The following is a 25,943-nucleotide window of genomic DNA, read 5'->3' as shown; positions in this document are numbered from 1 at the left end:
AGTGGGATATAATAGATCGGCTTATCTGATGTGACCGGACGCTAACAGCAGTTTTTCGACGTCGAGTAGCGGTGTCGCCTCGATGACAGTCACGTCGTTTTCGGCGGGGAACTCGCCCTCTGAGTCAGCGCCGGGAGCGCGCTGTTCGTCGGGCGCTGTGAGTGTGGCCTCGTCTCCCGTCCCGACGGTGACGTCGATATCGGTATCGACCGTCTCCGTCGCGGGGCTACCACGCCGGGTGCCGAACTCCGGTTCGCGTTCGCGCTCGAGAATCGCATCGACCACCGGGTGTTCGAGCGCGTCACCCGAGACGGGTCGATCCTCGACCGCATCCGCGTCGAGAACGTTCGATTTCGGAACGGGGTCGACGCCGCGGACGTCGTCGGCACGGACCGCCGCCGCCTGCTCGTCCGACGGCCGGTCGAAGACCAGCAGTCGTTCCCGCCCACGACCTTCCTCGGTAGTGGGGAAGTGCACCTGGGGATCGATTACGGCAGTGATCTCCCCCCGAAGATCTGTCAGTCCCTCGATCGCTGCCGGCGCCCGCGGGACCCGCGTCATCTCGTTCGGTACCGCCGTAATCGTCTTCACCTCGTCGACGGGACACGCGAGTCGGTGTTCACCGACGTGGAAGAACACGAAGCGCTCGAGTTCGACAGTTTCGTCCGCCGCATCGTCCGGTTTCCCGGACCGCCGATCGTCCGCGTCGTCGATGTCGATACCGAGGAGCTTTTCAGGGAGTTCCGGGGCCATGTTCCTGGTTTCAACTCACAGTCCAGCGGTAAAACGTTGACTCTCGTGTCTTTCACTGAATTCGATAATTCTCGGGACGAACTGATCGGCGCGCTTTCGGAAATAATCCGCTTCGGAACCTTTATTTTTCTCCGTTGACGCGTGTTCGTAGTAGATGACCGCGTCGCAGAACCGTAACGACGGGTCCGACGGCGAGACGACGAAGCTTCTCACCTTCACGCTCGCGGAGAACCAGTACGCCGTCGCCGTCGACGCCGTCGCTTCCGTCCTCGGTGTGACGAACGACCGCTCTCTCGAGGGGACGTCGGATCCGTGGAACGCCGGCACGGTGACCGTCGCCGGTGAGCGCGTTCGCGTCGCCGATCTCGCGCGGATCCTTACCTCGGCGCTGCGTACTACCGCTCGAGTCGACGAACCTCAGTTGCTCGTCTTCGCCGAGACGGACGAGGACGGGACGCATCGCGGCTGGCTCGTTGACGACGTCGACGCCGCGAGAACCGTCCGGACGAGCGCGCTCGAACCGCCACGGACCGCGACGACGACTCGGTTCGTCAAGGGCCGCCTCGAGCTCGCCGGCGAGGAAGTGGTCTGGCTCGACGAACGCGCGATCAACAGCTAAGTAGCGGTAGAAGAGCTGCGCGACTTAGTTGAATCCCGGTGGGCCGTCGTCCGAATCGTCCTCGATGTCGACGTCGAGCCCCAGTTCCTCGCGCTGCTCCCGGAGCTGTTTGACCTTCCGGTAGTAGTACGCGATCCCGACCCCGCCGAGCGCGACGACGGTGCCGACGAGACCGACGAAGATCGGAATGTCCCTGGCGACGTAGTATCGCAGCGAGATCGTGCTGTCGACGTCGTTCCACGCCAGCCGTTCCTGGTCGTCGACGATCTCTCGTTCGTAGCCGCCCGGGTTGACGTCACCGAACAGGAAGTTCGTGGTCCGGTAGCCTTCGGGTGTCGTCACCTCGTAGGATCCCTCGACGTACGCCGGGAGCTGGAACGTTCTGCTGCCGGCGCTACCCGAGAACGCGAGCGTGCCGTTCCCGTCCGGGACGCGGACCTCGGTGCTCGAGCGGCCCTGATCGACCTCGAGGTCGGAGCCCGTCACTTCGGTTCCGTTGGGGTACCAGTACCGGACGCTGTGGATGTCCAGTGCCTGCTCGCGGTAGAAGTTCGAGCGGTACAGCGACAGCTCCTCGGTTTCGTTGAGATCGTAGACCGCGCGGAACTCGCCGCCCCCGATCATGCTCCCGCTGTCGATGTCGACGGCGACATCGGCGTCGCTCTCGTGAAGATCGTCGTACTCCTGCTCGCGGTCGAGTTCCTCGTCGGAGATGCCGCCGAAGATCATCGAACAGCCCGCTAACGACGTCAGCAGCGCGACCGCGATCACTGCGAGAACGAGCCGTCGGTTCATGTCACGGAACGACACACCGCAGTTCTGCGGGGAGATACTCGCCGACGCTCGCCAGCAGACCCGGCGGATCGGTCCCTTCGGTGCAGATCACGCTCTGCTCGAGCAGACCGAGCCGTTCGACGGTGACGTAGTCCTGGGCGTGGCCGGCGCGGTTGAGCGTCGCCCGTACCTCCGCGCGCGTCGCGCTGTTGACGTTGAGCCGACCGTCGCCGCGACTCCACTCGTAGAGTCGATCCTGCTCCTCGTCGGCCAGCCGAGAGGGGTCGTCCTCGCTCTCGTAGACGAACTGCAGCGGCAGGTGCTGGACGAGTCCGTACCGCTCGCGGATCTGGGTGGGCGAACCGGGACCGAGTCCGAGTTCGTCTACGGGGATCCGCACGGGCTGTCCGGCGTCGAGGACGAATCCGTCCTCGTCCCAGGACTCGAGCGTCCCGACGTAGGTCTCGCCGGCCTCGAGTTCGGGAACGATTTCGCCGAACTCCTCGCGGAGGACGTTCCCCGCGACGGTGGCGTCTTCGCCCTCGAGGGTGACTTCGGGGAAGTCGTCGTCGCGAACGTCGAGGTCGAACTCGACGTCGAGTTCGCCGATCTCGTTGTCGACGAGCGACCGCAGCGAGTCGAGCGAGCGCTGGCGGGCGTCTCCCTCGACGTAGAGTTTGGTTGCGAGTACGACCATCAGGCGTCCGCGTCGATGTTGAGTTCGTCCTCGAGCGCGTCGAGGCGGTCGTCCATCGAGTTGACGAGTCGGTCGTTGTCCATCGATTCGACCGGCGAACCGCACTCCGGACACTCGAAGCCGAAGTCCATCGCCTCGCCGAACTCGAAGCGGATCGAGCAGATCTCACAGAGGTAGAACTCGTGGTTTCGCTCGTACTCCCGGCGGTCCTCGAGCGCGTCGTGGAGCCGGTACATCTCCTCCTCTAGGTTCTCCGGGATGTTGTCGTACTCGAAGGTCCAGAGGTACGTCAACCAGCCCGAATCCTCGTCGCGCAGCCGCCGGTAGCCGGCGAGATCGTTCTCGTAGAGAATGAACAGCGCGCGCCGCACGTCGTTCAACTCGAGGTCCAGTTCCTCCGCAAGCTCCTCGTCGGTCACTTCCCCGTCCGGCGGCGCCGCCGCGACGGGCATCCCCGTGGGACCGACCAGCTCGTGCAAGTACTTCTGGATGACCGGATCCTCGAGCAGGTCCTCAAAAGCCATTGCCTACACGTAACGCCATGCACCCATTAAGTCTTTTGAGCGCGGCGTGGCTTCCAGCCGTGTCGCCGGTTCACGCCGGCGACGACTCGTCGTCCTCGAGGAGTTCGTACTTCTTTACTTCCCGCTGGTCGTCCGCGGGAGAGCGTCGACGAACGCGATATCGTCCGTCGCGCTCCGCGTGTTCGCTCGGGACGGTGACGACGTCCGGCTCCAGCCTGCCCCCTCACGGGCCTCGTCGACGATCCGTTGAAGCGACGAATGCGTGACGATCACCGTCGCCTCCGTACCCTCGAGCTGATACGCGACTTCCCGGCGTTTGTACTGCGGATTCACCGGAGAGAACACGACGCCGGCTCTGAACGCGCCGAGGGCCGCCACGAGGAACTGCGGACAGTTCGGCAGGAAGACCAGCATTCAATCGCCGGGCTCGAGACCGAGGTCCTGAAGTCCGCCCGCGAACGCCGCCGTCCGCTCACGCAACTCGGCGTGAGTCGTCCGCTCGTCCTGGTGTCTCATCGCCAGCGCGTTCCCGCGGTAGGCTGCAGTTTCCTCGAAGAGTCGTGCGACGTTTCCGTCGCGCGCCGCCGGATCGGCGTCAGCCAGTTCTATAGTGATGACACTGAAACTTACGTATATAATTTCGCGTCGGTAACAGAATCGAGTTTGTTTTGACCTATACAGTTTAGAAGCGTTTGTGTGTGTGGGTACAGGAGATGATAGAATTAGTTCTGCCACGCATGTGGTTAGATACGGTATATTTATTCCCACACTCCCTGAACCCGGAGATGGTTTACGGTGCGAGGAAGATACTGCACTATCTCGTGGGGACCGGGTTCTCTCTGTATGATCGTCGCTTTCGAGTACTGTCAGAGAACTCGAGAAGGAAGTTCGAACGGCGCGGAAGGTCGACTGCGGTCTGCGTCCGAATCTGCGGATCCCACCCTCACTCCTCGTCGGCCGGTTCCACGCGCTTGCCCGTCTCCGTCGGAATCACCTCGCGGTCGGCGTCTTCCCACTCCCGCTCGAGTTCGCGCCCCTCGAACAGGCGGTCGAGAAAGACCGCCAGTCCGGCCACCTCGGAGTGGGGCTGGTTGGTGACGCCGACGTTCCAGTCCGCGGCCTCGTAGACGTCGAAGGGGACCTTCTCGGAGCCGACGACGACCAGCAGCGGCTCGCTCTCCCGTGTCGTGCGGATCTCCGTCTCGACGTCCTGAATCCGCTCGCCGTACATCGTGAGGTGGACGATTCGGCCCTCCCAGTCGCGGATGAGCGCCTTCGGAGCGTCCGTGAGTTCGACCTCGAACGGGCCGCCGAACCGATTCGTGATGTCTTCGACGGTCTCGAGCGACTGGCCGGCGTTGTCGGGAAACCAGACGCGGTCGGCCCCGAGCGCCCGCGCCGTCAGTCCGACGTGGGTCGTCATCCGTTCGTCGCGGCCGGGACGGTGGCCGAGCCGGAGGACGGCGACCTCGCTATCGTCGTGCATGCTCGAGTGCACTCCCGGGCGAGGTTAGGGGGTTTCGCTTTCGGTCCAGCGGTGGCTAATCGCCTGCAGCGTCGCTCGTTCCGAGTCAGTGCTGCGCGCATTATAGTACCAACTAAACCGATTTACACACCGATCGCACGACGGCTGTGCATTGATTTTCAGCGACTACTAGAGGTGTCGACGTTCGGCCTGCAATCAGTGCCCGATAACTGTTATTTAGCCCAACCACGTGATCTCATCGCATGGAAAAGGTCAACGACTCGGCCGTCGACTGGACGGAGTACGACCGGCAGGAAACGGCGTTCCGCCGAAAGGAACTCTCGAGTGCCGTCGGCGCGTCCGATCTCGGCTGTAGCCTCTACGAACTCTCACCGGGGATGCGGTCGTGGCCCTACCACTATCACACGGCGAACGAGGAGGCGCTGTACGTCCTGTCCGGCGACGGACTCCTCCGAGCCGCAAACGGCGAGGAACCGCTGACGGCCGGCGACTTCGTGACCCTGCCTGCGGACGAAAGCGGCGGCCACCGGGTCGTCAACGATAGCGAGGACGCGCTTCGATACCTGGCGATCTCGACGATGAACGAGCCGGACGTCACTATCTACCCCGAAATGGGCAAGTTCGGCCTCTACGTCGGTTCGCCGCCGGGCGGCCGCGACGAACGGACGTTCGAGGGCTACTACCGCATCGACGACGAGACGTCGTACTGGGAGGAAGACGAACGCGAGTCGTAACCAAAGCCGACGCGCCGGCTCACCCGGAACGGCGGCAGGCTCGCTCGTCCGACGCGCCCTCGAGAACACCCGCGATCGAACCGTCGAGTACGCGGCTGTAGTATCGGCCGCTCCCGCGTCCCGGCGGCCTGCCGTCGACGACCGGCGACGCGTAGCGCGATCTCGAGCGATCGAGAGCCGGCGAAGCGTAGCTATTAGCGACCGCGGTTCGAAGGGCTCCGTATGAGCAACGAATCAAACGGAAAGGCGTCGGTGTTTCCGGACGGATTCGGCGCTCCGATCACCGGACTCTTGTCGCTCCTCTTCGCGATGATGGCCGGAATGAGCGTGCTTCCAGCGCTTTCGGGGTCGCCGGGCGACGTCGCACTCCCGATCATCTTCGGTGGCGCGAGCATCCTCTCTTTCCGTCTCAGACAGCGATATCTCGCCGCCGCCGAGAACGACTAGCGACTCGAGTCGAACGGTGGTCCCCTGCCCTTCGCCGACGGCGTGTGATCACCGCCGCCTCTCACTCGAGTCGGCGAACGATCGGCCCTACAGGCGAAGCCGCCGTCACCGTCACCGTTGACGTTGCTGTTGTTTCGCCATCTCGAGCGAGAAGAAGAACCCGAAGTAAGCCGGGATCCCCGCGAGCAGGAACATGTAGAACGCCCACGTTGGTGCGTCGGTGAAGACGAAATCGAAGAGGATGCTCACGAGGCCGACCCAGGCGACGGCGAACATCAGATCGTAGAGCATTCCGGTCTGATTTTCGCTGACGTGCTCGCGAAAGCGGTCGGCGAGGCTCATCGCGCGGGTCCTCGCGACTGTGCCGACGGTGATCGTTTCATACTGTGAGAAAAGAATCGGTAATACGTCAGTCTTGTGCGTTAGCGGTTCGGTCGTCGCTGTCCTCGTAGTCGACGACCAGCACGGGAGTGTGCGTCGAGCGCAGCACGCGCTCGGTGACGCTGCCGAGCAGTGCGCGTCGGACTCCGGACCGACCGTGGCTCCCCATGACGATAAGGTCGATGTCGTTGTCTTCGGCGTAGTCGGCGATCATTCGGTGCGGTTGTCCGCCGGCGTGGCGTTCGACGACGGTCAGACTGCGGCCCTCCGCCTGCTCTTTGACGTATTCGGTCGCGCTCTCGGCGTCGTCGCGCAACTCCGTCATACCCTGGAAGTCGCCCTGCCGAATGCGGTCGACCTGCTCTGTACCGAGACTGTACGCGACCGCGTCGGTATCGGCGACGTACAGCGCGTGGACTTCGGCGCCGTACTTTTCGGCGAGATCGACCGCGCTGTCGACCGCGAATTCCGCGACGTTGCTTCCGTCCGTGGGGACGAGTATTCGTTCGTACATAGTTCAGTCGTCCGCAGGGGCGCGTCCGTTCTTTTCGGCGACGACGTCCGCCGCGGTCTTGTCTCTCGGCATCGGTTCGGGGCTGTGACACTGTCGAACCATCTGTTTCGTCTCCAGCGGCGGCTCGTCGGTGACCAGCGAGACGACGATGGTAATGGCGAAGACGATAGGCACGCCGATGAGGCCGGAGCCGATGGCCGGCATCCAGGTCGCGAGCCACTCGACGCCAAAGCCGGGGCCGAAGTGACCTTCGTTGAACATCGGGATGAGCCAGATTATCAGTCCGCTCGTCATTCCGGCGAGCGCGCCCGGCCGGTTCGTATTCTCCCACCAGAGTCCGAGGAAGAACATCGGGAACAGCACGATCGCGGCCAGCGAGAACGCGAACGACACGAGCGCGGCGACCGGTGCCGACGGGTTAAGCGCGAAGATGATCGTGAGCACGCCGATCGCGATGATACTCAGACGACCGACGAGCACCTGCTGGTGCTGCGTCGCGTCCTCGTTGATGATGTTCGCGTAGATGTCGTGGGAGATCGCCGACGATGCAGCGATGAACAGGCCGGCCGTCGTCGCGACCGCAGCGGCGATACCGCCCGCCGCGACGATGCCGACGAACCACGTCGGTAATCCTGCGAGTTGCGATGCCAACACGACGATGACGTCACCGGCTGCACCGGTCATCCCGTTCTCGCCGTACACGGCACCGATCTCTTCACCGTACAGCGCCGTCCCGAACGCGGCGAACGCGGGGGCACTCAGGTAGAGCAGCGCGATGAAGAACAGCCCCCAGGTACACGACCAGCGGGCCACCCGCTCGTTTTGAACCGTGTAGAACCTGACCAGCACGTGCGGGAGTCCACACGTCCCGAAGACCAGGCTGAAACACGTCGCGATCCACAGGTAGTAGCTCCCACCCGCGAACGGGTCAGAGAACTCCGAGTCGAGTTGGGTAATCAGCTGTCCGTACTCGAGTTGTGGGAGAATCGTCGAGTAACCTCCCGCCCAGCCGGTGGCGAGCAGTCCCAGCAGGAACGCGCCGATGAGAATAACGTACTGCAAGACCATGTTCTTGGTCGCACCGAGCATCCCCGAAAGCGTCAGGTAGGCGATGGTGACGATCATGAAGACCACCATCATCACCTGGTAGGCGCTCAGTGCGCCACCGGTCGCCGCCGACCAGTCGCCGAGGATGTACATGCCGACCAGTCCCATCCCGCGAGCCTGCCCGAGCGCGTAGACGAATCCGATGAGGAACGTCGTGATCGCTGCGATGGCACGCGCGGCGTCGGAATTGAAGCGATCGCCGACGAAGTCCGGCGCGGTGTACTTGCCGAACCGGCGCATCTGCGCGGCCATGAAGATCAACAGGACGAAGTAGCCCGTCGTCCAGCCGACGACGAACGCCAGCCCGTAGACGCCCGAAAGCGCGATCAGGGCCGCCATCCCGAGGTACGATGCGGCCGACATCCAGTTGGCACCGATCGCCATCCCGTTCTCGAGGTTCCCGATCGAACGACCGGCAACCCACATGTCGTCCGTATCGGCGACCTTGTACAGGAATCCAGCCGCGAGGAACGTCAGCATCATCCCGACGACGATGATTGCCGGGACCAGCTTGAACGAGATGTCGAGTCCCTCCGGAAGCAGCTCTTCACTCGCCTGTAGCGGAACGTAAAGATCCATCATTCCCGGCTCCCTCCATCGGTTGCCGCCGCGTCATCCGGAGCCGTTTCGGTCGTCTCCGACGCGGCCGTCGGCTGTTCGATCCCGTACTTCTCGTCGATCCGGTCGCGCTTGCGTGCGTACCACACCGAGAGGATCAGCGCCGCCGATGGGCCAACAATCGCGATCAGGAAGTAGTGTAACGGAAAGCTGAGAACCGGCATCTGGCTCGTCATCACGCCGGGTGCAAGACGAGTCGCCGTGATCGGTCCGAACGTCGTCAACACCCAGATTGCAAAGCCGAGCCAGATGACTCGCAGGTGATCCCGCATAAACGGGGTTGCCGGCTTCAACAGGTTGATTTCGACGTCGAGGTATTCGATTTGTTTTTCTCGCTCCACGTCGCTCATCCCGCCGTCGGTCGCCACTTCACGGGAGTTTTTCGTCGAATCGCGTTGGTTTTCATCCGAGGTGCTATTCTCCTCGACCTCGTGGATCGTTTCGGACGTCACGCTGCCGTCCGTTTCGGCGGTTCGGTCCGGGTCTTGGCTGGTATTGTCTGTCATATTATCGGGTTCGCGTTTGTGGCCGTCATCTGTCTGCCGATGAAAGAATGCGGCCGGCTCAGTCGCCCTGTACCTGCTCTGCAATCTCGTCGACGACTTCGGGATTCCGAAGCGTCGAGGTGTTTCCGAGCTCGTTTCCGCTCGCGATGTCCTCGAGCAGTCGACGCATGATCTTGCCCGAGCGAGTCTTCGGGAGCTCGTCGGTGAAGACGACCTCCTCGGGCTTCGCGATCGGACCGATGGCGTCGACGACGCCGTCGACGATCTCGTCCGCGAATTCGTCGCCGCCCTCGTAGCCGTCCTCGGGGATCACGTAGGCGTAGACCGCCTCACCCTTGACGTCGTGGTCGCCGCCGACGACCGCGGCTTCGGCGACGCCCTCGACGCCGACGATCGCGGACTCGATCTCCATCGTTCCCAGGCGGTGTCCGGAGACGTTGATGACGTCGTCGACCCGGCCGAGGATGGTAATGTAGCCGTCGTCGTCGATCTTCGCGCCGTCCTCGGGGAAGTACACCCACTCGTCGGCGTCCTCGTCGGAGTACTCGCGCCAGTACTCGTCGAGGAACCGCTCGTCGTTCTTGTACAGCGTGCGGAGCATCCCGGGCCACGGCTTGTCGACGGTGACGTAGCCGGCTTTCCCGGGACCGACCTCCTCACCCTGTGCGTCGACGACCTGTGCGTTGATGCCCGGCAGCGGCGGTCCGGCGGTGCCCGGTTTCATGGTGTTGATCCCGGGTAACGTCGTGATCATCATGCCGCCGGTTTCGGTCTGCCACCAGGTGTCGACGATCGGGCACTCCTCGTTACCGATGTGTTTGTAGTACCACTTCCACGCGCGCGGATTGATCGGCTCGCCGACGGTCCCGAGCAGGCGCAGCGAGGAGAGGTCGTGCCGGGCGGGGTACTCCTTGCCCCACTTCATGAACGCGCGGATCGCCGTCGGCGCCGTGTAGAAGACGTCGACCTCCTCGCGCTCGATGATCTCCCACAGCCGATCCTTCTCGGGGTAGTCCGGCGTCCCCTCGTACATGACCGACGTCGTCCCGAGCGCGAGCGGCCCGTAGACGATGTAGGAGTGGCCCGTGATCCAGCCGATGTCGGCCGAACACCAGTAGGTGTCGTCGGGCTCGAGGTCCAGGACGGCGTGGCTGGTCCAGGCCGTGTACGCCAGGTAGCCGCCGGTCGTGTGTTTGACGCCCTTCGGCTGGCCCGTCGTCCCCGACGTGTACATCAGGAACAGCATATCTTCGGCGTCCCGAGAGACGGGGTCGACCGAGGCGCCCTCCTGCTCGTCGACCAGTTCGTCGTAGTCGTGCTGACCGTCCTCGAGGGAGTGCTCGAGGTCGTCGCCCAGTCGGTCGACGACGACGACGTCGGAGACCTCGTGGTCGACGTCGGCGAGACCCTCGTTGGCCTTCGAGATGTGGTCGAGCGCGTCGCCGCGGCGGTAGTAGCCGTCGCAGGTGACGAGGTACTCGCTGTCCGCCGAGTTCATCCGCGTCGCGAGCGCGTCCGCGGAGAAACCGGCGAAGACGACCGAGTGGGGCGCACCGATGCGGGCACACGCGAGCATCGCGACCGGCAACTCGGGAATCATCGGCATGTAGAGCGTGACGACGTCGTCCTCCTCGACCCCGAGTTCCAGGAGCGTCGCGGCGAAGGCCTCGACCTCCTCTAAGAGCTCGCTGTAGGTGTAGGTGCGAGTCTCGCCCAATTCACCCTCCCACTTGATCGCGGTGCGGTCCTCGGTTCCCTCCGCTACGTGCCGGTCCAGACAGTTGTAGGACGCGTTGAGCTCCCCGTCGGTGAACCACTCGTAGAACGGCGCGTTCCCGTCCTCGAGGACGGTGTCGTACTCCCGGTCCCACGAGAGCAAGTCGGCTGCCTGTTCCCAGCACTCGGGCCAGTTCTCCTCGAACTCCTCGTAAATCCCCTCGTCCGTGACGTTCGCCTGCTCGACGAACGACTCGGACGGCTCGAACGTGTCCTGTTGCTCGAGCCGTGCCTCGAGATTGACGTCGTCCTCTGTCATGGTACAACCACTCAATGAACAACCGTCATAGTAAAGCCTCCCTCTAGGTGTACAAAACGGCGGCCATCTACCGGAAGCTGCGTTGATACCTATTTGACATTTGATCCCGGAAGCGACCGGTTTATCACCGATTTACGGACGGTCTCGCGACGCCGACGGTACCGAAACGAGACCGATCGGGGCGTCGACGATCGCTCGACGGCTGGAGAACGGCCCGAGCCTAGACCGCTAGCCTCTCGTCGTCCCGAATCACGCCGATCGTCGAACCCGAGCGAGCCATCCGGCGAGGAAATCGGCCCCTCACTCGTCGGTCGACGGATCGTCGAAGAACGTCCGAAGCAACTCGTGTTGTCCCTTGCGAAGGTGACTGTGCAGCGTCGGCGACGAGACACCCATCGCGTCCGCGATCTCCTCGGCCGTGCTCTCGCGGGGCCAGTCGTAGTACCCCCCGGAGTAGGCCGCCCTGAGCGCGGCCTCCTGGCGGTCGGTGAGTCGTTCCTCGAGCCCTTCTCGAAACTCCCGGCCGGTCTGTACGGCCCGCTCGGCCTCGCGTTTTCCGACGAGTTCGGAGTCCGGGAAGGCCGATCGCAGTCCGGAGACGATCGTCCGAAGGTCGGCGTCCGCCGCACACTCGGCCGTGATCGTCGCGGTGCCGTCCTCGAAGACCGCCTCCCGGACGGTAACGGCGTACTCGGTGAGCGTCAGCGTCGGCGAGGAGCCCTCGACGACGAACTCGATTCGACAGGCGTCCTCGTAGGTCTCGATCAACCGACAGTCGTCGATCCCCGGGTCCACGTCGGCGAGTTCGAAGACGTCGGCCGGCGAGGCGCCCTCGAGACGGACGTAGTACAGCTGCGTCGACTCCGAGAGCGGGACGAGCGAGTCGAGTTCGAACCGGCACCCGAGCCGACGGGTTGCGTCGACGAAGAACGACCCCTCGTCGCGACAGGTGAACTCGAGCTCGACCACCCGGTCGGACAGCAGGAGATTGCGCCGGCGGATCGCCGCGATGGCGTAGCCGACCTGACTGCCGATCGTCTCGAGCCACGCGCGTTCGGCTCCGTCGAACGCGTTCGATCGCTCGGTCGCGACCGAGAGCGTGCCGTAGACGGTGTCACCGTAGCACAGCGGCACCGTCGCGACGTGACCTTCGAAGGTCCCGTCTCCGTCGTCGAACCCCGCTCGAACGTCGCTCGCGACCGTCACCGACTGCGATTCAGTCACCACTGCGTCGTCCGCGGTGGAATCGAGGGGGGTTGGAGCGGTCCCGCGTTCCTCGTCGGTCACCGAACCGGACCCGAAAGACGCCCGGGGCTGCGGTTCCGGCCACTCCTCGGGAACGAGCCGATCGATCTGGTCGTGCTCGAGTCCGCTCGCGGTCCGCCACTCCCGGCGGCGATCCGCGTGGGCCGTTCGATCGATCCAGGCGACGTCGTACGCCGACCCCTCGGTCAGTTCCGTACAGGTCGCCGTCTCGGCTTCGCCGTGGCCCGTCGCCTCGAGCAGAGCATCCGTTACGGCCCGATGGCGCTCGGCAACGCCGTAGAGTCGGTCGAGGTCGTCGCGGGCCGAGCGGAGCCCCTCGAGTCGTTCGTACTGGGTCGAGACGTCCCGAACGAGGAGGGCGAAGCCGCGGATCTCGCGCGCCTCGTCGCGAAGCGGCGTGACGACCTCCGTCGCGCGGAACTGCGAGCCGTCCCTTCGAACCCGCCAGCCGCTGTCTTCGTACCCCGACTCCTCGAGCGCCCGTGACAGCGTTCGTTCGGGCGCGCCGCGCTCGACCGCGTCGTCGTCGTAGAACGCGGAGACGTGCGTGCCGACGATCTCGCCCGCCCGGTAGCCGAAGATCGACTCGGCGCTCCGGTTCCAGCGTTCGACGTAGCCGTCCGCGTCGAGTCGGACCAGCGCATATCGGTCGCTCGCGGCGAGCAGCGACCGAACGACGCTCTCGTCGCTCACGTCTCGCTCCGCCGGAAATCGATTCCCGGATCCCGTTTCGATCGTGGCGAAGGCGTCGACGATCTCCGCGTCGGTCGGTTCCGAAAGGTAGGACTCGAGAGCCTCGAAACTCCGCCAGCCGCCGACGGTCTTGACGACTCGCGGGTTGACGTCGTGGTCGACGAGTGCGGTGTGGGCGAAGTACCGGCGGAGGTCGCTCGTCGAGACGGCCTCGAGAACCGGGTCGTCGAACAGGTCGCCGGCCCGCTCGGCGACGTCGGCGACGAGCATCTGGAGGCGCCGCGGCGTCACGGAAAAGATCGGCTCGTCGCTAGACAGGCCGTTGCTTCGCGCGTATCGGCGCAGCTTTCGTTCGACGGCCGTCGGGAGGTAGGCGGTTCGACGATTGCCGTCCTCACCGGCGGGAAGCCGGAGAAGGTATCGAGGTGGCTCGGTCTGCACCTGGTCGATGGCGTCGGTGCTGAGACGCGCGATCTCGCTCGGACGCAGTCCGACGTCGCCACAGCAGCGAACGACGAGCGCCTCGCGGTACGTCTCGGCGGCGTCGAGGAGCGACTCGTACTGCTGGCGGGACAACACCGACGGTTCGGCCGGTTCGGACGGCTCCGACGATTCGAACGACTCCGACGGCTCGGACTCCTCGAGGCTCACGTTTCGCCTATTTTGAATTCACGAAAATAACTGTGTCGGCATCGGTCGGGGATCTGAAGGAAAATCCCATCAGTGGTGGATGGTGTTGGTCAGTAGGCCGTTTCGTCCTGCTTGGAAATCCGAAACGGGATCACTCCTGCCCGATTTCGGTCTGGATCTCGCCGATGATCTCCGGATTTCGGAGCGCGCTCGTGTCACCCAGCTGGTTGCCGTTCGCGACGTCCTCGAGCAACCGCCGCACGATCTTCCCCGAGCGGGTCTTGGGTAGTTCCGGCGTGAAGATCACCACTTCGGGGCTGGCGATCGATCCGATGGCCGTCTCGATGCGCTCGGTGATCGATTCGCGAACGGTCTCGCCCGGTTCGCAGTCTCCCTCGGTGCTCACGTACGCGTAGATCTCGGTACCCTCGGTGTCGCTCGAGCGGCCGACGACGGCGGCCTCCACGACGCCGTCGACGTCGGCGATCACGCTCTCGATTTCCATCGTACTCAGGCGCCGGCCGGCGACGTTGATCACGTCGTCGACCCGGCCGAGAACGGTGACGTAGCCGTCCTCGTCGACGGTCGCGGCGTCGCCGCTGAAGTACCACCAGCGGTCGCGGTCGGGTTCGGAGAACTGTTCCCAGTACTCGGATCGGTACTGCTCTTCGCCGTCGTACAGCGTCCGCGCCATTCCCGGCCAGGGTTGGGCGATAGTGAGATAGCCGGTCTCGCCGGGGTCGACGTCCTCACCCTCGGCGTCGACGACGCGTGCGTCGATACCGGGCAGGGCCGGTCCGGCGGAGCCGGGTTTCATCTCGTCGATGCCGGGGAGCGTCGAGATGGTTATCGCACCCGTCTCGGTCTGCCACCAGGTGTCGACGATCGGACACTCTCCGCCGCCGACGTGCTCGCGATACCAGTTCCAGGGTCGCGAACTGATCGCCTCGCCGACGGTCCCGAGCAGGCGCAGCGAGGAGAGGTCGTGCCGGGCAGGGTACTCCTTGCCCCACTTCATGAACGCGCGGATCGCCGTCGGCGCCGTGTAGAAGACGTCGACCGCGTTCCGATCGACGATCTCCCAGAGCCGATCTCGATCCGGGTAGTCCGGCGTCCCCTCGTACATGACCGACGTCGTCCCGAGCGCGAGCGGTCCGTAGACGATGTAGGAGTGGCCCGTGATCCAGCCGATGTCGGCCGCACACCAGTACGTATCCTCGGGTTTGACGTCCAGTACCGCGCGGGAGGTCCAGGCGACGTGTGCGAGGTAGCCGCCCGTCGTGTGGACGACGCCCTTCGGTTCGCCCGTCGTCCCCGACGTGTACATCAGGAACAGCATATCTTCCGCGTCTCGCGAAACCGGTTCGACGGTCTCGCCGGCGTGTCGTTCGACCAGTTCGTCGTAATCGTGCTCCTCATCGCCGAGGACGTGTGGCAGATCCTCGCCGAGCCGATCGACGACGACGGTCTCGACGTCCTGCTCGAGCGTAATCCGTGCGTTGTCGGCCTTGCTCTTCTGGTTGAACGCGTCGCCGCGGCGGTAGTAGCCGTCGCAGGTGACGAGGTACTCGCTGTCGGCGGCGTCCATCCGCGTCGCGAGCGCGTCCGCGGAGAGCCCGGCGAAGACGACCGAGTGGGGCGCACCGATGCGGGCACACGCGAGCATCGCGATCGGCAGTTCGGGAATCATCGGCAGGTAGAGCGTGACGACGTCGTCTTCCTCGACGCCGAGTTCTCGCAGGGCCGCCGCGAACTCGTTGACCGCGGTGGCGAGATCCTGGTAGGTGTAGGTCTCGCGCTCGCCGCGCTTCCCCTCCCATCTGATGGCCGCGTGGGTCTTCCGGCCCGCCTCGAGGTGTCTGTCGAGACAGTTGTAGGACGCGTTGAGTTTCCCGCCGGTAAACCACTCGTAAAACGGGGCGTTCGCGTCCTCGAGGACGGTCTCGTACGGGCGATCCCAGGAAAGCAGATCGGCTGCTCGCTCCCAGCACTCGGGCCAGTGCTCCTCGAACTCCTCGTAGATGGCCTCGTTCGTGACGTTCGCCTGCTCGACGAACGAGGCGGGCGGGTTGTGTGGCGACCCCGTCGGCACGGACGCGCCTTCTTCCCACCCGTTGCGGTCGACCATGTCCTATTCGACTCGAGGGTGCTTAGCGGAATAAACGTTCCTCCGAACACGGCCCATCGGGATCGCTCCCGGCGAGCAGTACCGGTGCTCGACCGGAGACGGTAATCGGTCGAACGAGGGGACGTATCGGTGGATGACGTCGGTTCGTCCGTCGCGCTGGGCAACCGGTGGCGCTACGACGACATCGAATCGACGTCGGTGATCTCGCCGGATTCTCGCTCGGACTGACGGACGACGTAGACGTCGTACCGCTGGTCGTTCGCGACGGGGCTGCCGACGCTTGACTGCGGAGAGATCACGGATCCCGCGTTTTCCGACCCGATGAAGACGACGCTTGCCCCCACCTCGCCTGCCACGCGGCGGATCTCGCGGACCACGTTTATCGTCGCCGTCGCGGTCGGTTCGTCGCAGGTGACGCGTTCGACCCGGAACGTCGCCTCCGGATCGACGTCCGCGACGCGGGATTGCATCCCTTCGGCAATCGTTTCGGGGTCGAACGGTTCGCCCTCGGTGATCCAGCTCCGGGCGCGAGCGTACTCGTCGTCGTCCGGAACGACCGTCAGCACGACGACCTCCTCCTCGAGGAAGTCGCCGAACGTCGAGGCCCGCTCGAGGGCCTTCACTGCGAGGGGTGATCCGTCGAAGGGGACGAGCAGTGACATACCAGTTATCCACACCGAGCGCAGAGGTAAATGTTCGGCTCGCATTCATGCAGTCCAGTTCCAGCGGAGCGGTCGTCGGTTTCGAGCCGGGCTGCCACCAACCTCTGGTGAGCGGTGTAGCACCCCGAGCTATCGTTTTGAGATACTATAAAGAATAATGGTGGTTACATATCGACGATCTCATCGAACGGTTCGCCAATACGGATACAGACGAGCCGATAAACCGTTATCTGCAGGCTCTGGGATTCCATCTTCTATTCGAACCGGTCTTCGAGTTACTCTCCAATTCGCCGTGGTCAGCTAGCAGAACGCGTAGAAGCGGTTATTTGGTGAAAGACACTTGCCGCCCAGCTATTATACGTATTCTTATAGGACTAGAAAACAGTCAGATGTCACATCCGATCTAGTCTCGAAGCGATTCGTCTCGAGAGAGCGCGATCCAAACGTCAGTCGAACTTCGGCGACCGTCCTTCCAGGAAGGCATCGACACCCTCAGTGTGGGCCGGCGTTCCGTACGCCAGCGACTGGAAGTGCGCTTCCCGCTCGAGGCCGTCGCGCCACGACTGACCGAGGTTCTCGTGGATCGCCCGCTTCGCCAGGTCGACGTTTGCGGTCGGTTTGGATGCGAGCGTCTCGAGGAGGTCGGCGACTCGCGCGTCGAGACCCTCGTCGGGGACCGTCTCGTTGACGAGGTCGAGGGCCTCGGCTTCCGCGGCGTCGACGAGTCGGCCGGTGAACACCAGTTCCTTCGCCGTCCGCAGGCCGACGAGTCGAGGGAGCGTCACCGTCCCGCCCAGATCCGGCACGAGTCCGACGTTGATGAACGACGCGCCGAACCGGGCGGAGTCCGCGGCGTAGGCGAAGTCCGCGGCGGCGACCACCGAGAGGCCGGCCCCGACCGCGTCGCCGTTGACCTTCGCGACGACCGGGACCGGAGCGGTCAGGATCCGTTCGGCGACCAGGCCGAGCGTCGCGCGGACGCGGTCGTAGGCCTCCGCCGCCGTCTCGTCGCGCTCGGCCATCGCCTCGATGTCACCCCCGGCGCTGAACGCATCGCCCGCTCCGGTGAGGACTACCGCGTCGAGCGCCGACGGATCGAGTTCCTCGAGTTCGTGCGCGAGGTCGCGGGCAACGTCTTCGGTAAACGCGTTTCGAGCGCCGGGTCTGTCGAACGTGAGATACAGGACGGAGTCCTCGGTACGCGTCTGCATAGCGGAGATGGACCGCGTTCCCACTTAGAACTACGCCGAACCGAATAGGTCGGAGGTATTTGTACGTCGTCGTGCTAGTATCACGCATGCCAACGGTCGAATTCGAGGGCGAAACGATCGAGGCCGACACCGGTGACAACCTCCGTCGGACGCTTCTGGACGCCGGCCTCCCTCCCCACAACGGAAAGGCGCGGTTGATGAACTGCCGCGGAAACGCGATGTGCGGGACCTGTGCCGTGGAAATCGTCGAGGGAGAAGTCGACGAACCGACGAGCAAGGAACGCCGCCGTCTCACGCTGCCGCCGCACCGTCCGGACGCCGGACTCCGGCTCTCGTGTCAGGTGACGATCGAGAACGATCTCGTCGTCGAGCAACACCCGGGGTACTGGGGACACAAAATCGACGAGAAGACGACCGAGTGAACGCGGCGGGACCGACCGGCTACTCTTTCGTCTTGATGAGGAACTTCATGTCGCCCTGGAAGACGACGGTGTCGTCCTGGTTGGTCATTTCGGTGTCGAGAACGACCAGCCCCGCGTCGTCGCGGCTCCCGATGTCCTTCGTTTCGGTGACCTCGATGTCGAGCGAGAGCGTGTCGCCGATGTGGACGGGGTTCGGCAGGTCCATGTAGTTCATCCCGAGGAACGCGAACGCGGTCCGCTCGACGATCCCGGTGCGATAGACGAAGCCCGTCGCCTGGACGAACGTCATCGGCCCGTGGGCGATCCGCTCGCCGAAGGGGCCGTCCTCCGCGTACTCCTTGTTCGTGTGCAGTTCCGTCCAGTCGCCGGAGAGCGCCGAGTGCACGACGAAGTCGGCCTCGGTCACCGTTCGGCCGACGCTCTCGAAGGTCTGGCCCTCCTCGAAGTCCTCGAAGTAGTGCGGCTCGTAACTGTATGCCATGGGGTAGTCATCAAAATCGCAGCATAAATAATTTACTTCGGAAATCGGGAGCGGGCACGGGGAACGACGGCACGTCGATCCGCCGAGCCACAGCGGTCACTGATCGGTACACCGTCGGCCGTCTCGCTGCCGCGAACCGAACTCCGGTCTCCACCTCGAACGGTGATCGCCCGCTACCGGTGATCGTACACTCGTTTGACTTTCCCGACCTCGGTTCGCTCGATGCCGCCGGGGTCGGCGATCGTCAGTTCGTCCGGCGTGAACGAGAGCACGTTCGAGAGTCGCGTGAGAACTCGATCTCGCAGGGCCTCGAGGTCGCCACCGAACTCCTCCTCGCGCTCGATCGTGAGCTCCATCCGATCCAGTTCGTCCTCCCGGGAGAGGTCGATCCGGTAGTAGGGGGCGACCGCGTCGAACTCGAGGACGACGTCCTCGATCTCGCTGGGATAGAGGTTGACGCCGCGAACGATGAGCAGGTCGTCGGCGCGACCGGTCACGTTGTCCATCCGGACCATCGTTCGACCGCACTCGCACGTCTCGGAGGTGAGCGACGTGAGGTCTCCCGTCCGGTAGCGCAGGACCGGCAGGGCCTCCTTGGTCAGCGTCGTCAACACGAGTTCTCCCTCTTCGCCCTCGGGCAGGGGGTCGCCGGTCTGGGGATCGACGACCTCGGGATAGAAGTGATCTTCCCAGATGTGCAGGCCGTCCTGTGCCTCGTGGCACTCGTTCGAGACGCCCGGACCGATGATCTCCGAGAGCCCGTAGATGTCGATCCCGGTCACGCCGAGTCGTTCCTCGATCTCCTCGCGCATCGGGTCCGTACACGGCTCCGCGCCGAAAAGCACCGTCGACACCGGAAGCTCGCGGAGGTCGACGCCCATCTCCTGGGCGGTCTCCGCGAGGTACAGCGAGTACGAGGGCGTACAGCTCAGGACGTCGCTCTCGAGGTCCTCGAGGAGTTCGACCTGTCGCTGGGTCTGTCCGCCGCCGATCGGGATGACCGTCGCACCCATCTCTTCGATCCCGTAGTGAAGCCCGAGTCCACCCGTAAAGAGGCCGTAGCCGTAGCCGTTCTGGACGGTGTCCCCGGGTTCGGTTCCGGCGGCGACCAGCGAGCGGGCGACGACCTCGCTCCACACGTCGATGTCTCCCTGCGTGTAGGAGACGATCTTGGGCTTCCCGGTGGTCCCGGAGGACGCGTGAATGCGGACGATCTGGTCGTCGTCGACGGCGAAGAGGCCGTCGGGGTACTCGGCGCGGAAGTCCTCCTTCGTCGTGAACGGCAGTTTCTCGACGTCCTCGAGCGATCGAATGTCGTCCGGCGAGACCCCCACCTCGTCGAGCGCTTCCCGGTAGTACTCGACGTTCTCGTAGGCGGCTCGCACCGTCTCGCGGAGTCGTTCGGTCTGGAGCTCGCGGAGTTCGTCTCGAGGGGCTTCCTCGATCTGATTGTAACTCATCCTCATACCTCACTCCGAATTCATACACCAAAAATAATGGGGCTCACGACCGCCCGCGCTCGATGGAATCTCGGACGGCGGTAGCTGGACCGCCTCGGCGATCGGCTCGTCGAACGGGAGTCGCATCCGGAGGTCGCTACCGCGCGGTTCGACCGTCTCGAAGTCCGTTCGCCGGTCAACGTGGATCGCGCGTTCGTTTTCGGTGTCGACGTCCAGCACGAGGGCCTCGTGACCTTTCCGGAGCCGGTCGACTGCTACCGGTTGAAAGCAGTCCGGTGAACGTCGCGGGAGAACCGCAAGCGGCGACTACTGCTCGGGGCTGACGGTGACGACCGGTCTGTCGGTACCGAGAATGACGGATTGGGTCACGCTGCCGAAGATGACTTTCCCCGTCGGCGTCCGCTTGCGACCCGAGAGACAGATCAGATCGACGTCCCGTTCGTCGGCGGCCCGGATGATTTCGCTCGCCGGATCGCCGCTCGTTTCGTAGTACTCGTAATCGACGCCGCCCTCGTCGAACGCGTCCGCCGCGTGGCGGACACCCTCGAGTTGCGGTGTCGATTGTCCCTCCGGATTCTCCTGGAACACGTGGGCGAGAATCGCCGACACCGCTTCGGTTGCGGCCGGAAGCGACTTCACCATGGCTGCCTGTGCCATCGCCCGGCTCCTGTCGGTGTCGAGCGCGACCAGTACTCGATACATACTGTGTCGACCGTGTCCGATCACCATAATTTCCGGGGTGAATACAGTACCCTCGACCGCCGCTGCGAAGCACCCCTGCGACTGCGGCCCGAGGAGAGAGACGACAGCACGACCGGGAGCGAACGCCGAGTGACGATCACCGAATCGACAACTCGTTTTTTAGTGATCGTTCTCGGTCCGATGAAACGGCCGCACAAAGGCCGAATAGCGGCGGTTTCTCCATTCAACAGTATCAGCGCCGTGGCGAATTATAATATAAAACCCCCATATAGGGGTATCGGTTTTTATGATCTACTGTACTCAACTGAGTCTATGAGTAGAGATGGCAAACACCGTGGGAGTAGACGGCACATTCTCAGAGCCGTCACGGCAGGGGGCGTTGCCGGACTGACCGGTCTGGCCGGCTGTGTGGGAGATCCGAACGAGATAGACGATGGTGACGGGGAATTCGAGACGGTCCAGTTCGGCGTCCTCGAGCCGTTCACGGGTGAGTTCAGCGATCTCGCCAAAGAGCGACACCGGGGGACCGAACTCGCGATCCAGCAGATCAACGAGAGCGACGAGTACGAGTTCGAGATCGAGTACAGCGAGTACGACACGCAGCTCGATCCGGCGACAGCGACACAGCGAGCCCAGGAGGCGGTCCAGTCCGACGAGGCACGGTTCATCACCGGCTGCATCTCGAGTTCGGCGGCGCTGGCGATCAACGACTTCGCCGCGGAGAACGAGGTTCTCTACACGCCGGGTGCGGCGGACGTCTCGATCACGGGGGAGAACTGCAACGAGTACGTGTTCCGGTTCGAGACGAACACGGCACAGATCGCGGAGGTGATGGCCCAGTGGACCGCTGACGAGTTCGGCGATCGGATCGTCTATCACATCGCGGACTACGCCTACGGCCAATCGGTCCTGAACGAGGTCGAGACGCGAATGGAGTCGATCAGCGACTCCTACGAGCAGATCGGCGTCACCCGTTCTGATCCGGGTTCGACGGACTTCGAGGCGTTCGTCAGCCAGATTGCCGACGCGAGCGACGAGGCCGATGCGCTCATCGTGGGGATGACCGGGGCCGACCTCGCGATCTTCCTCTCACAGGCCGGCGCACGCGGGCTACAGGACGAGATTCCGATCGTGACGACCACCGGCTCGTTTCGGGCCGTACGGGCCGGTGCCGGAGAGGGAGCGTACAACACTTACAGCGGCGTCCGGTACATCCCCGACATCGAGACCGGCGACAACCAGGAGTTCGTCGAAGCCTACGAAGGCGAGTACGACGACTCGCCGGACAACTTCTCTCGCGTCGGCTACGAGTCGATCCGGATGGTCGCGAACGGGATCCGCGAGGCCGGATCGGACGACCCGACGGAGGTCGGAGAGACGCTCTCGGGGATGGAACACGACACCATCTTCGGCCCGAACGAGTTCAGGGAGTGCGATCACCAGGCGATGAATCCCGTCTGGATGGGCGAGTGCATCGAACCGGACGACGGCGAACTCGCCGACGTCGAACTCCTGACGGAGCTCTCCGGAGCGGACGCCGCACCGGACTGCGAGGAGACGGGCTGTGACCTGTAACGAGCACACGAGGCGACGATTCCTATAACAATGGTCGGAGGACTTCCACAGGCGCTGTTCGATGGCCTGACGATCGGCATCGTCTACGTGCTGCTGGCCGCCGGGCTCTCGGTCATTTTCGGCGTCATGCACGTTATCAACTTCGCCCACGGGGAACTGTTCGCGCTCGGTGCGTACTTCGCGCTGGCGCTGGTCGTTCCGTTCGGTGGTACCGGGTTCCTGATCGCGTTGTTCGTCGCTCCGCTTCTGGTCGGCGTCATCGGGGTCGCGATCGAACGGTACACGGTCCAACCGCTGTACGGCAGGAACCCGCTCTATCACATCCTGCTCACGTTCGGCCTCGTGCTGGTGATAAACGACCTGATATACCTCGTCTGGGGGACGGGGAACGTCAGCCTCGCCGTCCCCGCGGCGCTGTCGGGGACGGTCGGCGTCTTCGGACTCAACGCCAGCGTGTACAACATGTTCATCATCGTCTTCGGCAGCGTCATGGCGTTTGCCGTCTGGGCGATGCTCGAATACACCAGGTACGGACTGATCATCCGCGCGGGGTCGCAGGACAGGCAGATGGTCCGGAACCTCGGAATCGACATCGATCGGTACTATTCGCTCGTCTTCGGCGGCGGCGCGGCCCTCGCCGCAGTCGCCGGGATCATCCTCGGGGGGTACCAGACGGTCAGTCCCGGAATGGGAATGTCCGTCATCATTCCGGCGTTCGTCATCGTCGTCATCGGCGGGCTCGGTAGCTTCAAGGGCGCCGTCGTCGTCGGGCTCCTCGTCGGACTCATCCAGACGCTGCTGCGGACGTACGCGCCGATCTTCGAGGGGATGGTGATCTTCCTGCTGATGATCGCGGTGCTCCTGCTCCGTCCACACGGGCTGTTCGGGACCGAAACGCACGAAGGGGAGGGAAGCGGTGAACTCCTCACCGGCTCCGGCGGCGGGATACTCGAATCGCAGACCCGGAGACGACTGGGACTCGCGATGGTCGGTTTGCTCGCGCTGATTCCCCTCGGAGCGGGCACGCTGTACTCGGCGTACGCCGTCACGTTCATGGTCGAGATCATCATCTGGGGGCTGTTCGCCCTCAGTCTGGACTTCGTGATGGGATACACCGGGCTGGTGTCGCTCGGTCACGCCCTGTTCTACGGACTCGGCGCGTACGCGGTCGCGATCACGCTGTCGCACGTGAGCCAGTCCGCGTTCGTTGCGGTCGGACTCGCGATCGTCATCTCCGCCGCGATCGCGTGGATCGTCGGCTACCTCTCGATCCGCGTCTCGGGAGTCTACTTCGCGATGATCACCCTCGCCTTCGCCGAGCTCTTCTACAACATGCTGTACCGGCTCGACGTTACCGGCGGATCCGAGGGGCTGTTCGGCATGTCGACGTACTACGGACTCGCCGGGATGGGCGTCAGTCTCTCCGACATCGGCGTCTTCGTCGGTCCGGTGGCGCTAACCGGTCAGTCGCTGTTCTACTACGTCGCACTGGCGGCGCTCGTCGTCTCGTTCCTGCTCACCCGACGGATGCTCAACTCCCCGTTCGGAACCGTTCTGAAGTCCATCCGCGAGAACGAGCAGCGGGCCACGTTCATCGGCTACAGGACGACGATCTACAAGCGTCGTGCGTTCGTCATCAGCGGCGCGTTAGCCGGGCTGGCCGGGGCGTTGTTCACGCTCAACTCGGGGTACGCGACGCCGTCGTTCGCCTACTGGCTGCACTCCGGCGAGGTGATCGTTATGGTCATCCTCGGCGGAATGGGGACGCTCTACGGGCCGATCATCGGTTCGGCCGTCTTCTTCGGCCTCGAGGAGGTCCTCACCGGATTCACCGCTCGGTGGCGGCTGGTGCTCGGGACGATCTTCGTCCTGTTCGTCATCTTCCTCCCGCAAGGGCTGGTCTCGCTACCGGGTCAGCTCGCGCCCTACCTGACCGGCGGGTCGGGTCCGGGGCCGAAACCCGTGTCCGACGACTCGAGCGTCAGAGGTGACGACTGATGGCGATGGAAACGTCAGCAGCCGACCGACGGTCCGACGACCGTACGATCCTTCGAACGGAGGGGTTGGTCAAGCAGTTCGGTCAGTTTACGGCCATCGACCGGATCGATCTGACCGTCGAGCAGAGGGAGTTCCGGAGCATCATCGGTCCGAACGGCGCCGGCAAGACCACGCTGTTCAACCTGATCACCGGCGCGTTACCGATTACGGACGGTTCGATCTACTTCGACGGCGAGGAGGTCTCCGGCCGCTCGCCCGCCGAACGGGTTCGACTGGGGATGGGACGATCGTTCCAGATCTCGAATATTTTTGGCGGGCTCACCGTCCGCGAAAACGTTCGGCTGGCCGCCCAGTCGATCAACCGAGATCGCTACAACTTCCTCGAGTCGCTGTTCAAACCGACCGATCGGTACGACGAGATGAACGAACGGACGGATCACGTCCTTCAGCAGATCGGCCTCCTCGACGTCGCCGACGAGACGGCGAGCGCGCTCGCCTACGGCGACAAGCGGCGGCTCGAGATCGGCGTCGTCCTCGCGACCGATCCCGATCTGGTGCTGTTCGACGAACCGACGGCCGGCATGAGCGTCGAGGAGACGCAGGGAACGATCGAACTGATCGAGGACGTGCTGGTCGACCAGACGCTGTTGCTCATCGAACACGATATCGAACTCGTCATGGAACTCTCAGACCGCATCACCGTGTTGAACCGGGGCGAGATCCTCGCGGAGGGGACGCCGGAGGAGATCGCCGAGAACCGAGACGTACAGGACGCCTACCTCGGAGGGATGGTCGAATGAGCGCCGATCCGCTGCTCGACCTCGAGAACGTCGACGCGGGGTACGGCGAGACCCGGGTACTTCGGGACCTGTCGCTGTCGGTCGGCGAGGGCGAGGTCGTCTCGCTGGTCGGCCGCAACGGGGCCGGCAAGACGACGACGCTGCGCTCCATCGTCGGCATCCTCACCCCGACGAGCGGGACCGTTACCTATCGCGGCACGGATATCACGGCTCTCGAGGCCACGGAGACCGTTCAACGGGGGCTCGCGCTCGTGCCGGAGGAGCGCCGGATCTTCCCGGAGCTCACCGTGAAGGAGAACCTCGAACTCGCCGACTACGGCGGGTCGCCGGACGTCGATTCCCTCTCGGTGGGGGAGGCGCTCGAGATGTTCGAGAATCTGCAGGAGCGGGCCTCGAATCCCGGCTCGTCGCTCTCGGGCGGCGAACAACAGATGCTCGCCATCGCGCGCGCACTCGTCGGCGGCGCCGACCTCATCCTGCTCGACGAACCGACGGAGGGGCTCGCCCCCTACATCGTCCGGGACGTGATGGACATCGTCGAGGACCTCAACGAGCGGGGCATCACCGTCCTGCTGGTCGAGCAGAACGTCCACGTCTGTCTCGAACTCGCCGACCGGAACTACCTCATCAACCAGGGCGAGATCGTCTACGAGGGGACGTCCGCCGAACTCGAGGACGACGAGGAGATCCTCGACAGATACCTCGGCGTCACCGCCTGAT

General features: G+C 64.1%; 27 protein-coding genes. 8 read left to right on the top strand and 19 right to left on the bottom strand.

All coding sequences use genetic code 11. The features are described from left to right. Nucleotides 1–21 precede the first annotated feature (21 nt). A complete protein-coding gene (locus NED97_RS06125; protein WP_252489834.1) occupies nucleotides 22–753 on the bottom strand; it encodes a chemotaxis protein CheW in 732 nt (243 codons plus the stop codon). Between the two features lie 154 nt (nucleotides 754–907). Here NED97_RS06125 and NED97_RS06120 point away from each other — a divergent pair, with 154 nt between their 5' ends. Further along, nucleotides 908–1,372 carry a chemotaxis protein CheW gene (locus tag NED97_RS06120; RefSeq protein ID WP_252489833.1) on the top strand — a complete coding sequence of 155 codons (465 nt, stop codon included), beginning with the start codon at nucleotides 908–910 and terminating at the stop codon, nucleotides 1,370–1,372. Nucleotides 1,373–1,396: 24 nt separating this feature from the next. Here NED97_RS06120 and NED97_RS06115 read toward each other — a convergent pair whose 3' ends face one another. The 5 genes from NED97_RS06115 to NED97_RS06095 all read right to left on the bottom strand — a co-directional run bounded on the left by NED97_RS06115 (nucleotide 1,397) and on the right by NED97_RS06095 (nucleotide 4,853). Continuing rightward, nucleotides 1,397–2,167, bottom strand: coding sequence for a DUF5803 family protein (locus tag NED97_RS06115; RefSeq protein ID WP_252489832.1), 771 nt, complete (start codon nucleotides 2,165–2,167; stop codon nucleotides 1,397–1,399). 1 nt (nucleotide 2,168) lies between these two features. Beyond that, entirely contained in the window at nucleotides 2,169–2,843 is a 675-nt protein-coding gene (locus NED97_RS06110) for a DUF2110 family protein (protein ID WP_252489831.1), read from the bottom strand. Continuing rightward, a complete protein-coding gene (locus tag NED97_RS06105; protein WP_148858871.1) occupies nucleotides 2,843–3,367 on the bottom strand; it encodes a transcription factor in 525 nt (174 codons plus the stop codon). The genes NED97_RS06110 and NED97_RS06105 overlap by 1 nt, the downstream gene beginning before the upstream one ends. Nucleotides 3,368–3,481: 114 nt before the next feature. Beyond that, nucleotides 3,482–3,781 carry an AMP-binding protein gene (locus tag NED97_RS23205; RefSeq protein WP_345781228.1) on the bottom strand — a complete coding sequence of 100 codons (300 nt, stop codon included), beginning with the start codon at nucleotides 3,779–3,781 and terminating at the stop codon, nucleotides 3,482–3,484. 529 nt (nucleotides 3,782–4,310) lie between these two features. After that, nucleotides 4,311–4,853 (bottom strand): tRNA (cytidine(56)-2'-O)-methyltransferase, encoded by a 543-nt coding sequence (locus NED97_RS06095; RefSeq protein WP_252489830.1) that lies wholly within the window; start codon nucleotides 4,851–4,853, stop codon nucleotides 4,311–4,313. A 242-nt stretch (nucleotides 4,854–5,095) separates the two neighbouring features. On the opposite strand from NED97_RS06095, the gene NED97_RS06090 reads away from it, so the two are divergent. Together NED97_RS06090 and NED97_RS06085 are read left to right on the top strand one after the other, a co-directional pair. Then, nucleotides 5,096–5,587, top strand: a complete 492-nt coding sequence (locus tag NED97_RS06090; RefSeq protein WP_252489829.1) for a cupin domain-containing protein — start codon at nucleotides 5,096–5,098, stop codon at nucleotides 5,585–5,587. A 222-nt stretch (nucleotides 5,588–5,809) separates the two neighbouring features. Next, nucleotides 5,810–6,034 (top strand): hypothetical protein, encoded by a 225-nt coding sequence (locus NED97_RS06085; protein WP_252489828.1) that lies wholly within the window; start codon nucleotides 5,810–5,812, stop codon nucleotides 6,032–6,034. 111 nt (nucleotides 6,035–6,145) lie between these two features. Here the strand turns inward: NED97_RS06085 and NED97_RS06080 are convergent, their stop codons facing one another. From NED97_RS06080 to NED97_RS06040, 9 genes are all read right to left on the bottom strand, one after another. Next, nucleotides 6,146–6,376, bottom strand: coding sequence for a hypothetical protein (locus NED97_RS06080; protein WP_252489827.1), 231 nt, complete (start codon nucleotides 6,374–6,376; stop codon nucleotides 6,146–6,148). Between the two features lie 67 nt (nucleotides 6,377–6,443). Next, nucleotides 6,444–6,929, bottom strand: coding sequence for a universal stress protein (locus tag NED97_RS06075; protein WP_252489826.1), 486 nt, complete (start codon nucleotides 6,927–6,929; stop codon nucleotides 6,444–6,446). A 3-nt stretch (nucleotides 6,930–6,932) separates the two neighbouring features. Continuing rightward, the gene (locus NED97_RS06070) at nucleotides 6,933–8,618 is read right to left on the bottom strand and encodes a sodium:solute symporter family transporter (RefSeq protein ID WP_252489825.1); all 1,686 of its coding nucleotides are present in this window, start codon (nucleotides 8,616–8,618) and stop codon (nucleotides 6,933–6,935) included. Continuing rightward, nucleotides 8,615–9,160, bottom strand: coding sequence for a DUF4212 domain-containing protein (locus tag NED97_RS06065; protein WP_382206088.1), 546 nt, complete (start codon nucleotides 9,158–9,160; stop codon nucleotides 8,615–8,617). The genes NED97_RS06070 and NED97_RS06065 overlap by 4 nt, the downstream gene beginning before the upstream one ends. Before the next feature lie 58 nt (nucleotides 9,161–9,218). Continuing rightward, complete coding sequence (gene acs, locus NED97_RS06060) at nucleotides 9,219–11,195, bottom strand: acetate--CoA ligase (RefSeq protein ID WP_252489824.1); 1,977 nt, start codon at nucleotides 11,193–11,195, stop codon at nucleotides 9,219–9,221. Nucleotides 11,196–11,495: 300 nt separating this feature from the next. Further along, nucleotides 11,496–13,733 carry a bacterio-opsin activator domain-containing protein gene (locus NED97_RS06055; RefSeq protein ID WP_252490579.1) on the bottom strand — a complete coding sequence of 746 codons (2,238 nt, stop codon included), beginning with the start codon at nucleotides 13,731–13,733 and terminating at the stop codon, nucleotides 11,496–11,498. Nucleotides 13,734–13,935: 202 nt separating this feature from the next. Beyond that, a complete protein-coding gene (gene acs / locus NED97_RS06050) occupies nucleotides 13,936–15,912 on the bottom strand; it encodes an acetate--CoA ligase (RefSeq protein WP_252489823.1) in 1,977 nt (658 codons plus the stop codon). A 173-nt stretch (nucleotides 15,913–16,085) separates the two neighbouring features. Continuing rightward, nucleotides 16,086–16,574 (bottom strand): universal stress protein, encoded by a 489-nt coding sequence (locus NED97_RS06045; RefSeq protein ID WP_252489822.1) that lies wholly within the window; start codon nucleotides 16,572–16,574, stop codon nucleotides 16,086–16,088. 446 nt (nucleotides 16,575–17,020) lie between these two features. After that, on the bottom strand, nucleotides 17,021–17,785 hold the full coding sequence (locus NED97_RS06040) for an enoyl-CoA hydratase/isomerase family protein (protein WP_252489821.1): 765 nt from the start codon (nucleotides 17,783–17,785) through the stop codon (nucleotides 17,021–17,023). Nucleotides 17,786–17,871: 86 nt separating this feature from the next. Between NED97_RS06040 and NED97_RS06035 the strand changes: the two genes are divergently transcribed. Further along, on the top strand, nucleotides 17,872–18,207 hold the full coding sequence (locus NED97_RS06035; RefSeq protein ID WP_252489820.1) for a 2Fe-2S iron-sulfur cluster-binding protein: 336 nt from the start codon (nucleotides 17,872–17,874) through the stop codon (nucleotides 18,205–18,207). A gap of 19 nt (nucleotides 18,208–18,226) precedes the next feature. Here the strand turns inward: NED97_RS06035 and NED97_RS06030 are convergent, their stop codons facing one another. From NED97_RS06030 to NED97_RS06015, 4 genes are all read right to left on the bottom strand, one after another. Continuing rightward, the gene (locus NED97_RS06030; protein ID WP_252489819.1) at nucleotides 18,227–18,688 is read right to left on the bottom strand and encodes a MaoC family dehydratase; all 462 of its coding nucleotides are present in this window, start codon (nucleotides 18,686–18,688) and stop codon (nucleotides 18,227–18,229) included. A 173-nt stretch (nucleotides 18,689–18,861) separates the two neighbouring features. Further along, nucleotides 18,862–20,148, bottom strand: a complete 1,287-nt coding sequence (paaK, locus tag NED97_RS06025; protein ID WP_252489818.1) for a phenylacetate--CoA ligase PaaK — start codon at nucleotides 20,146–20,148, stop codon at nucleotides 18,862–18,864. 9 nt (nucleotides 20,149–20,157) lie between these two features. Next, nucleotides 20,158–20,367, bottom strand: a complete 210-nt coding sequence (locus NED97_RS06020) for a hypothetical protein (protein WP_252489817.1) — start codon at nucleotides 20,365–20,367, stop codon at nucleotides 20,158–20,160. Nucleotides 20,368–20,454: 87 nt separating this feature from the next. Next, on the bottom strand, nucleotides 20,455–20,850 hold the full coding sequence (locus NED97_RS06015; protein WP_252489816.1) for a universal stress protein: 396 nt from the start codon (nucleotides 20,848–20,850) through the stop codon (nucleotides 20,455–20,457). Nucleotides 20,851–21,162: 312 nt separating this feature from the next. Between NED97_RS06015 and NED97_RS06010 the strand changes: the two genes are divergently transcribed. From NED97_RS06010 to NED97_RS05995, 4 genes are read left to right on the top strand one after another with little or no spacing between them, the layout of a single operon-like run. Continuing rightward, complete coding sequence (locus NED97_RS06010; RefSeq protein ID WP_252489815.1) at nucleotides 21,163–22,425, top strand: ABC transporter substrate-binding protein; 1,263 nt, start codon at nucleotides 21,163–21,165, stop codon at nucleotides 22,423–22,425. 30 nt (nucleotides 22,426–22,455) lie between these two features. After that, nucleotides 22,456–24,423 (top strand): ABC transporter permease, encoded by a 1,968-nt coding sequence (locus NED97_RS06005; RefSeq protein WP_252489814.1) that lies wholly within the window; start codon nucleotides 22,456–22,458, stop codon nucleotides 24,421–24,423. Further along, nucleotides 24,423–25,223 carry an ABC transporter ATP-binding protein gene (locus NED97_RS06000; RefSeq protein ID WP_252489813.1) on the top strand — a complete coding sequence of 267 codons (801 nt, stop codon included), beginning with the start codon at nucleotides 24,423–24,425 and terminating at the stop codon, nucleotides 25,221–25,223. Before NED97_RS06005 ends, NED97_RS06000 begins: the two co-directional genes overlap by 1 nt. Continuing rightward, nucleotides 25,220–25,942, top strand: a complete 723-nt coding sequence (locus NED97_RS05995; protein WP_252489812.1) for an ABC transporter ATP-binding protein — start codon at nucleotides 25,220–25,222, stop codon at nucleotides 25,940–25,942. The genes NED97_RS06000 and NED97_RS05995 overlap by 4 nt, the downstream gene beginning before the upstream one ends. The last annotated feature ends 1 nt before the right edge of the window (nucleotide 25,943 follow it).

The organism is Natronococcus sp. CG52 (genome assembly GCF_023913515.1).
GTDB lineage: Archaea > Halobacteriota > Halobacteria > Halobacteriales > Natrialbaceae > Natronococcus > Natronococcus zhouii.
The sequence above is the reverse complement of the archived record's forward strand: the minus strand, read 5'-3'. Positions and strand labels throughout refer to the sequence as shown.

Excerpts from the sequence above, each read along its gene's own strand:
- NED97_RS06125 (WP_252489834.1), bottom strand. The coding sequence starts at position 753 with ATGGCCCCGGAACTCCCTGAAAAGCTCCTCGGTATCGACATCGACGAC.
- NED97_RS06120 (WP_252489833.1), top strand. The coding sequence starts at position 908 with ATGACCGCGTCGCAGAACCGTAACGACGGGTCCGACGGCGAGACGACG.
- NED97_RS06115 (WP_252489832.1), bottom strand. The coding sequence starts at position 2,167 with ATGAACCGACGGCTCGTTCTCGCAGTGATCGCGGTCGCGCTGCTGACG.
- NED97_RS06110 (WP_252489831.1), bottom strand. The coding sequence starts at position 2,843 with ATGGTCGTACTCGCAACCAAACTCTACGTCGAGGGAGACGCCCGCCAG.
- NED97_RS06105 (WP_148858871.1), bottom strand. The coding sequence starts at position 3,367 with ATGGCTTTTGAGGACCTGCTCGAGGATCCGGTCATCCAGAAGTACTTG.
- NED97_RS23205 (WP_345781228.1), bottom strand. The coding sequence starts at position 3,781 with ATGCTGGTCTTCCTGCCGAACTGTCCGCAGTTCCTCGTGGCGGCCCTC.
- NED97_RS06095 (WP_252489830.1), bottom strand. The coding sequence starts at position 4,853 with ATGCACGACGATAGCGAGGTCGCCGTCCTCCGGCTCGGCCACCGTCCC.
- NED97_RS06090 (WP_252489829.1), top strand. The coding sequence starts at position 5,096 with ATGGAAAAGGTCAACGACTCGGCCGTCGACTGGACGGAGTACGACCGG.
- NED97_RS06085 (WP_252489828.1), top strand. The coding sequence starts at position 5,810 with ATGAGCAACGAATCAAACGGAAAGGCGTCGGTGTTTCCGGACGGATTC.
- NED97_RS06080 (WP_252489827.1), bottom strand. The coding sequence starts at position 6,376 with ATGAGCCTCGCCGACCGCTTTCGCGAGCACGTCAGCGAAAATCAGACC.
- NED97_RS06075 (WP_252489826.1), bottom strand. The coding sequence starts at position 6,929 with ATGTACGAACGAATACTCGTCCCCACGGACGGAAGCAACGTCGCGGAA.
- NED97_RS06070 (WP_252489825.1), bottom strand. The coding sequence starts at position 8,618 with ATGATGGATCTTTACGTTCCGCTACAGGCGAGTGAAGAGCTGCTTCCG.
- NED97_RS06065 (WP_382206088.1), bottom strand. The coding sequence starts at position 9,160 with ATGACAGACAATACCAGCCAAGACCCGGACCGAACCGCCGAAACGGAC.
- acs (WP_252489824.1), bottom strand. The coding sequence starts at position 11,195 with ATGACAGAGGACGACGTCAATCTCGAGGCACGGCTCGAGCAACAGGAC.
- acs (WP_252489823.1), bottom strand. The coding sequence starts at position 15,912 with ATGGTCGACCGCAACGGGTGGGAAGAAGGCGCGTCCGTGCCGACGGGG.
- NED97_RS06045 (WP_252489822.1), bottom strand. The coding sequence starts at position 16,574 with ATGTCACTGCTCGTCCCCTTCGACGGATCACCCCTCGCAGTGAAGGCC.
- NED97_RS06040 (WP_252489821.1), bottom strand. The coding sequence starts at position 17,785 with ATGCAGACGCGTACCGAGGACTCCGTCCTGTATCTCACGTTCGACAGA.
- NED97_RS06035 (WP_252489820.1), top strand. The coding sequence starts at position 17,872 with ATGCCAACGGTCGAATTCGAGGGCGAAACGATCGAGGCCGACACCGGT.
- NED97_RS06030 (WP_252489819.1), bottom strand. The coding sequence starts at position 18,688 with ATGGCATACAGTTACGAGCCGCACTACTTCGAGGACTTCGAGGAGGGC.
- paaK (WP_252489818.1), bottom strand. The coding sequence starts at position 20,148 with ATGAGTTACAATCAGATCGAGGAAGCCCCTCGAGACGAACTCCGCGAG.
- NED97_RS06015 (WP_252489816.1), bottom strand. The coding sequence starts at position 20,850 with ATGTATCGAGTACTGGTCGCGCTCGACACCGACAGGAGCCGGGCGATG.
- NED97_RS06010 (WP_252489815.1), top strand. The coding sequence starts at position 21,163 with ATGAGTAGAGATGGCAAACACCGTGGGAGTAGACGGCACATTCTCAGA.
- NED97_RS06005 (WP_252489814.1), top strand. The coding sequence starts at position 22,456 with ATGGTCGGAGGACTTCCACAGGCGCTGTTCGATGGCCTGACGATCGGC.
- NED97_RS06000 (WP_252489813.1), top strand. The coding sequence starts at position 24,423 with ATGGCGATGGAAACGTCAGCAGCCGACCGACGGTCCGACGACCGTACG.
- NED97_RS05995 (WP_252489812.1), top strand. The coding sequence starts at position 25,220 with ATGAGCGCCGATCCGCTGCTCGACCTCGAGAACGTCGACGCGGGGTAC.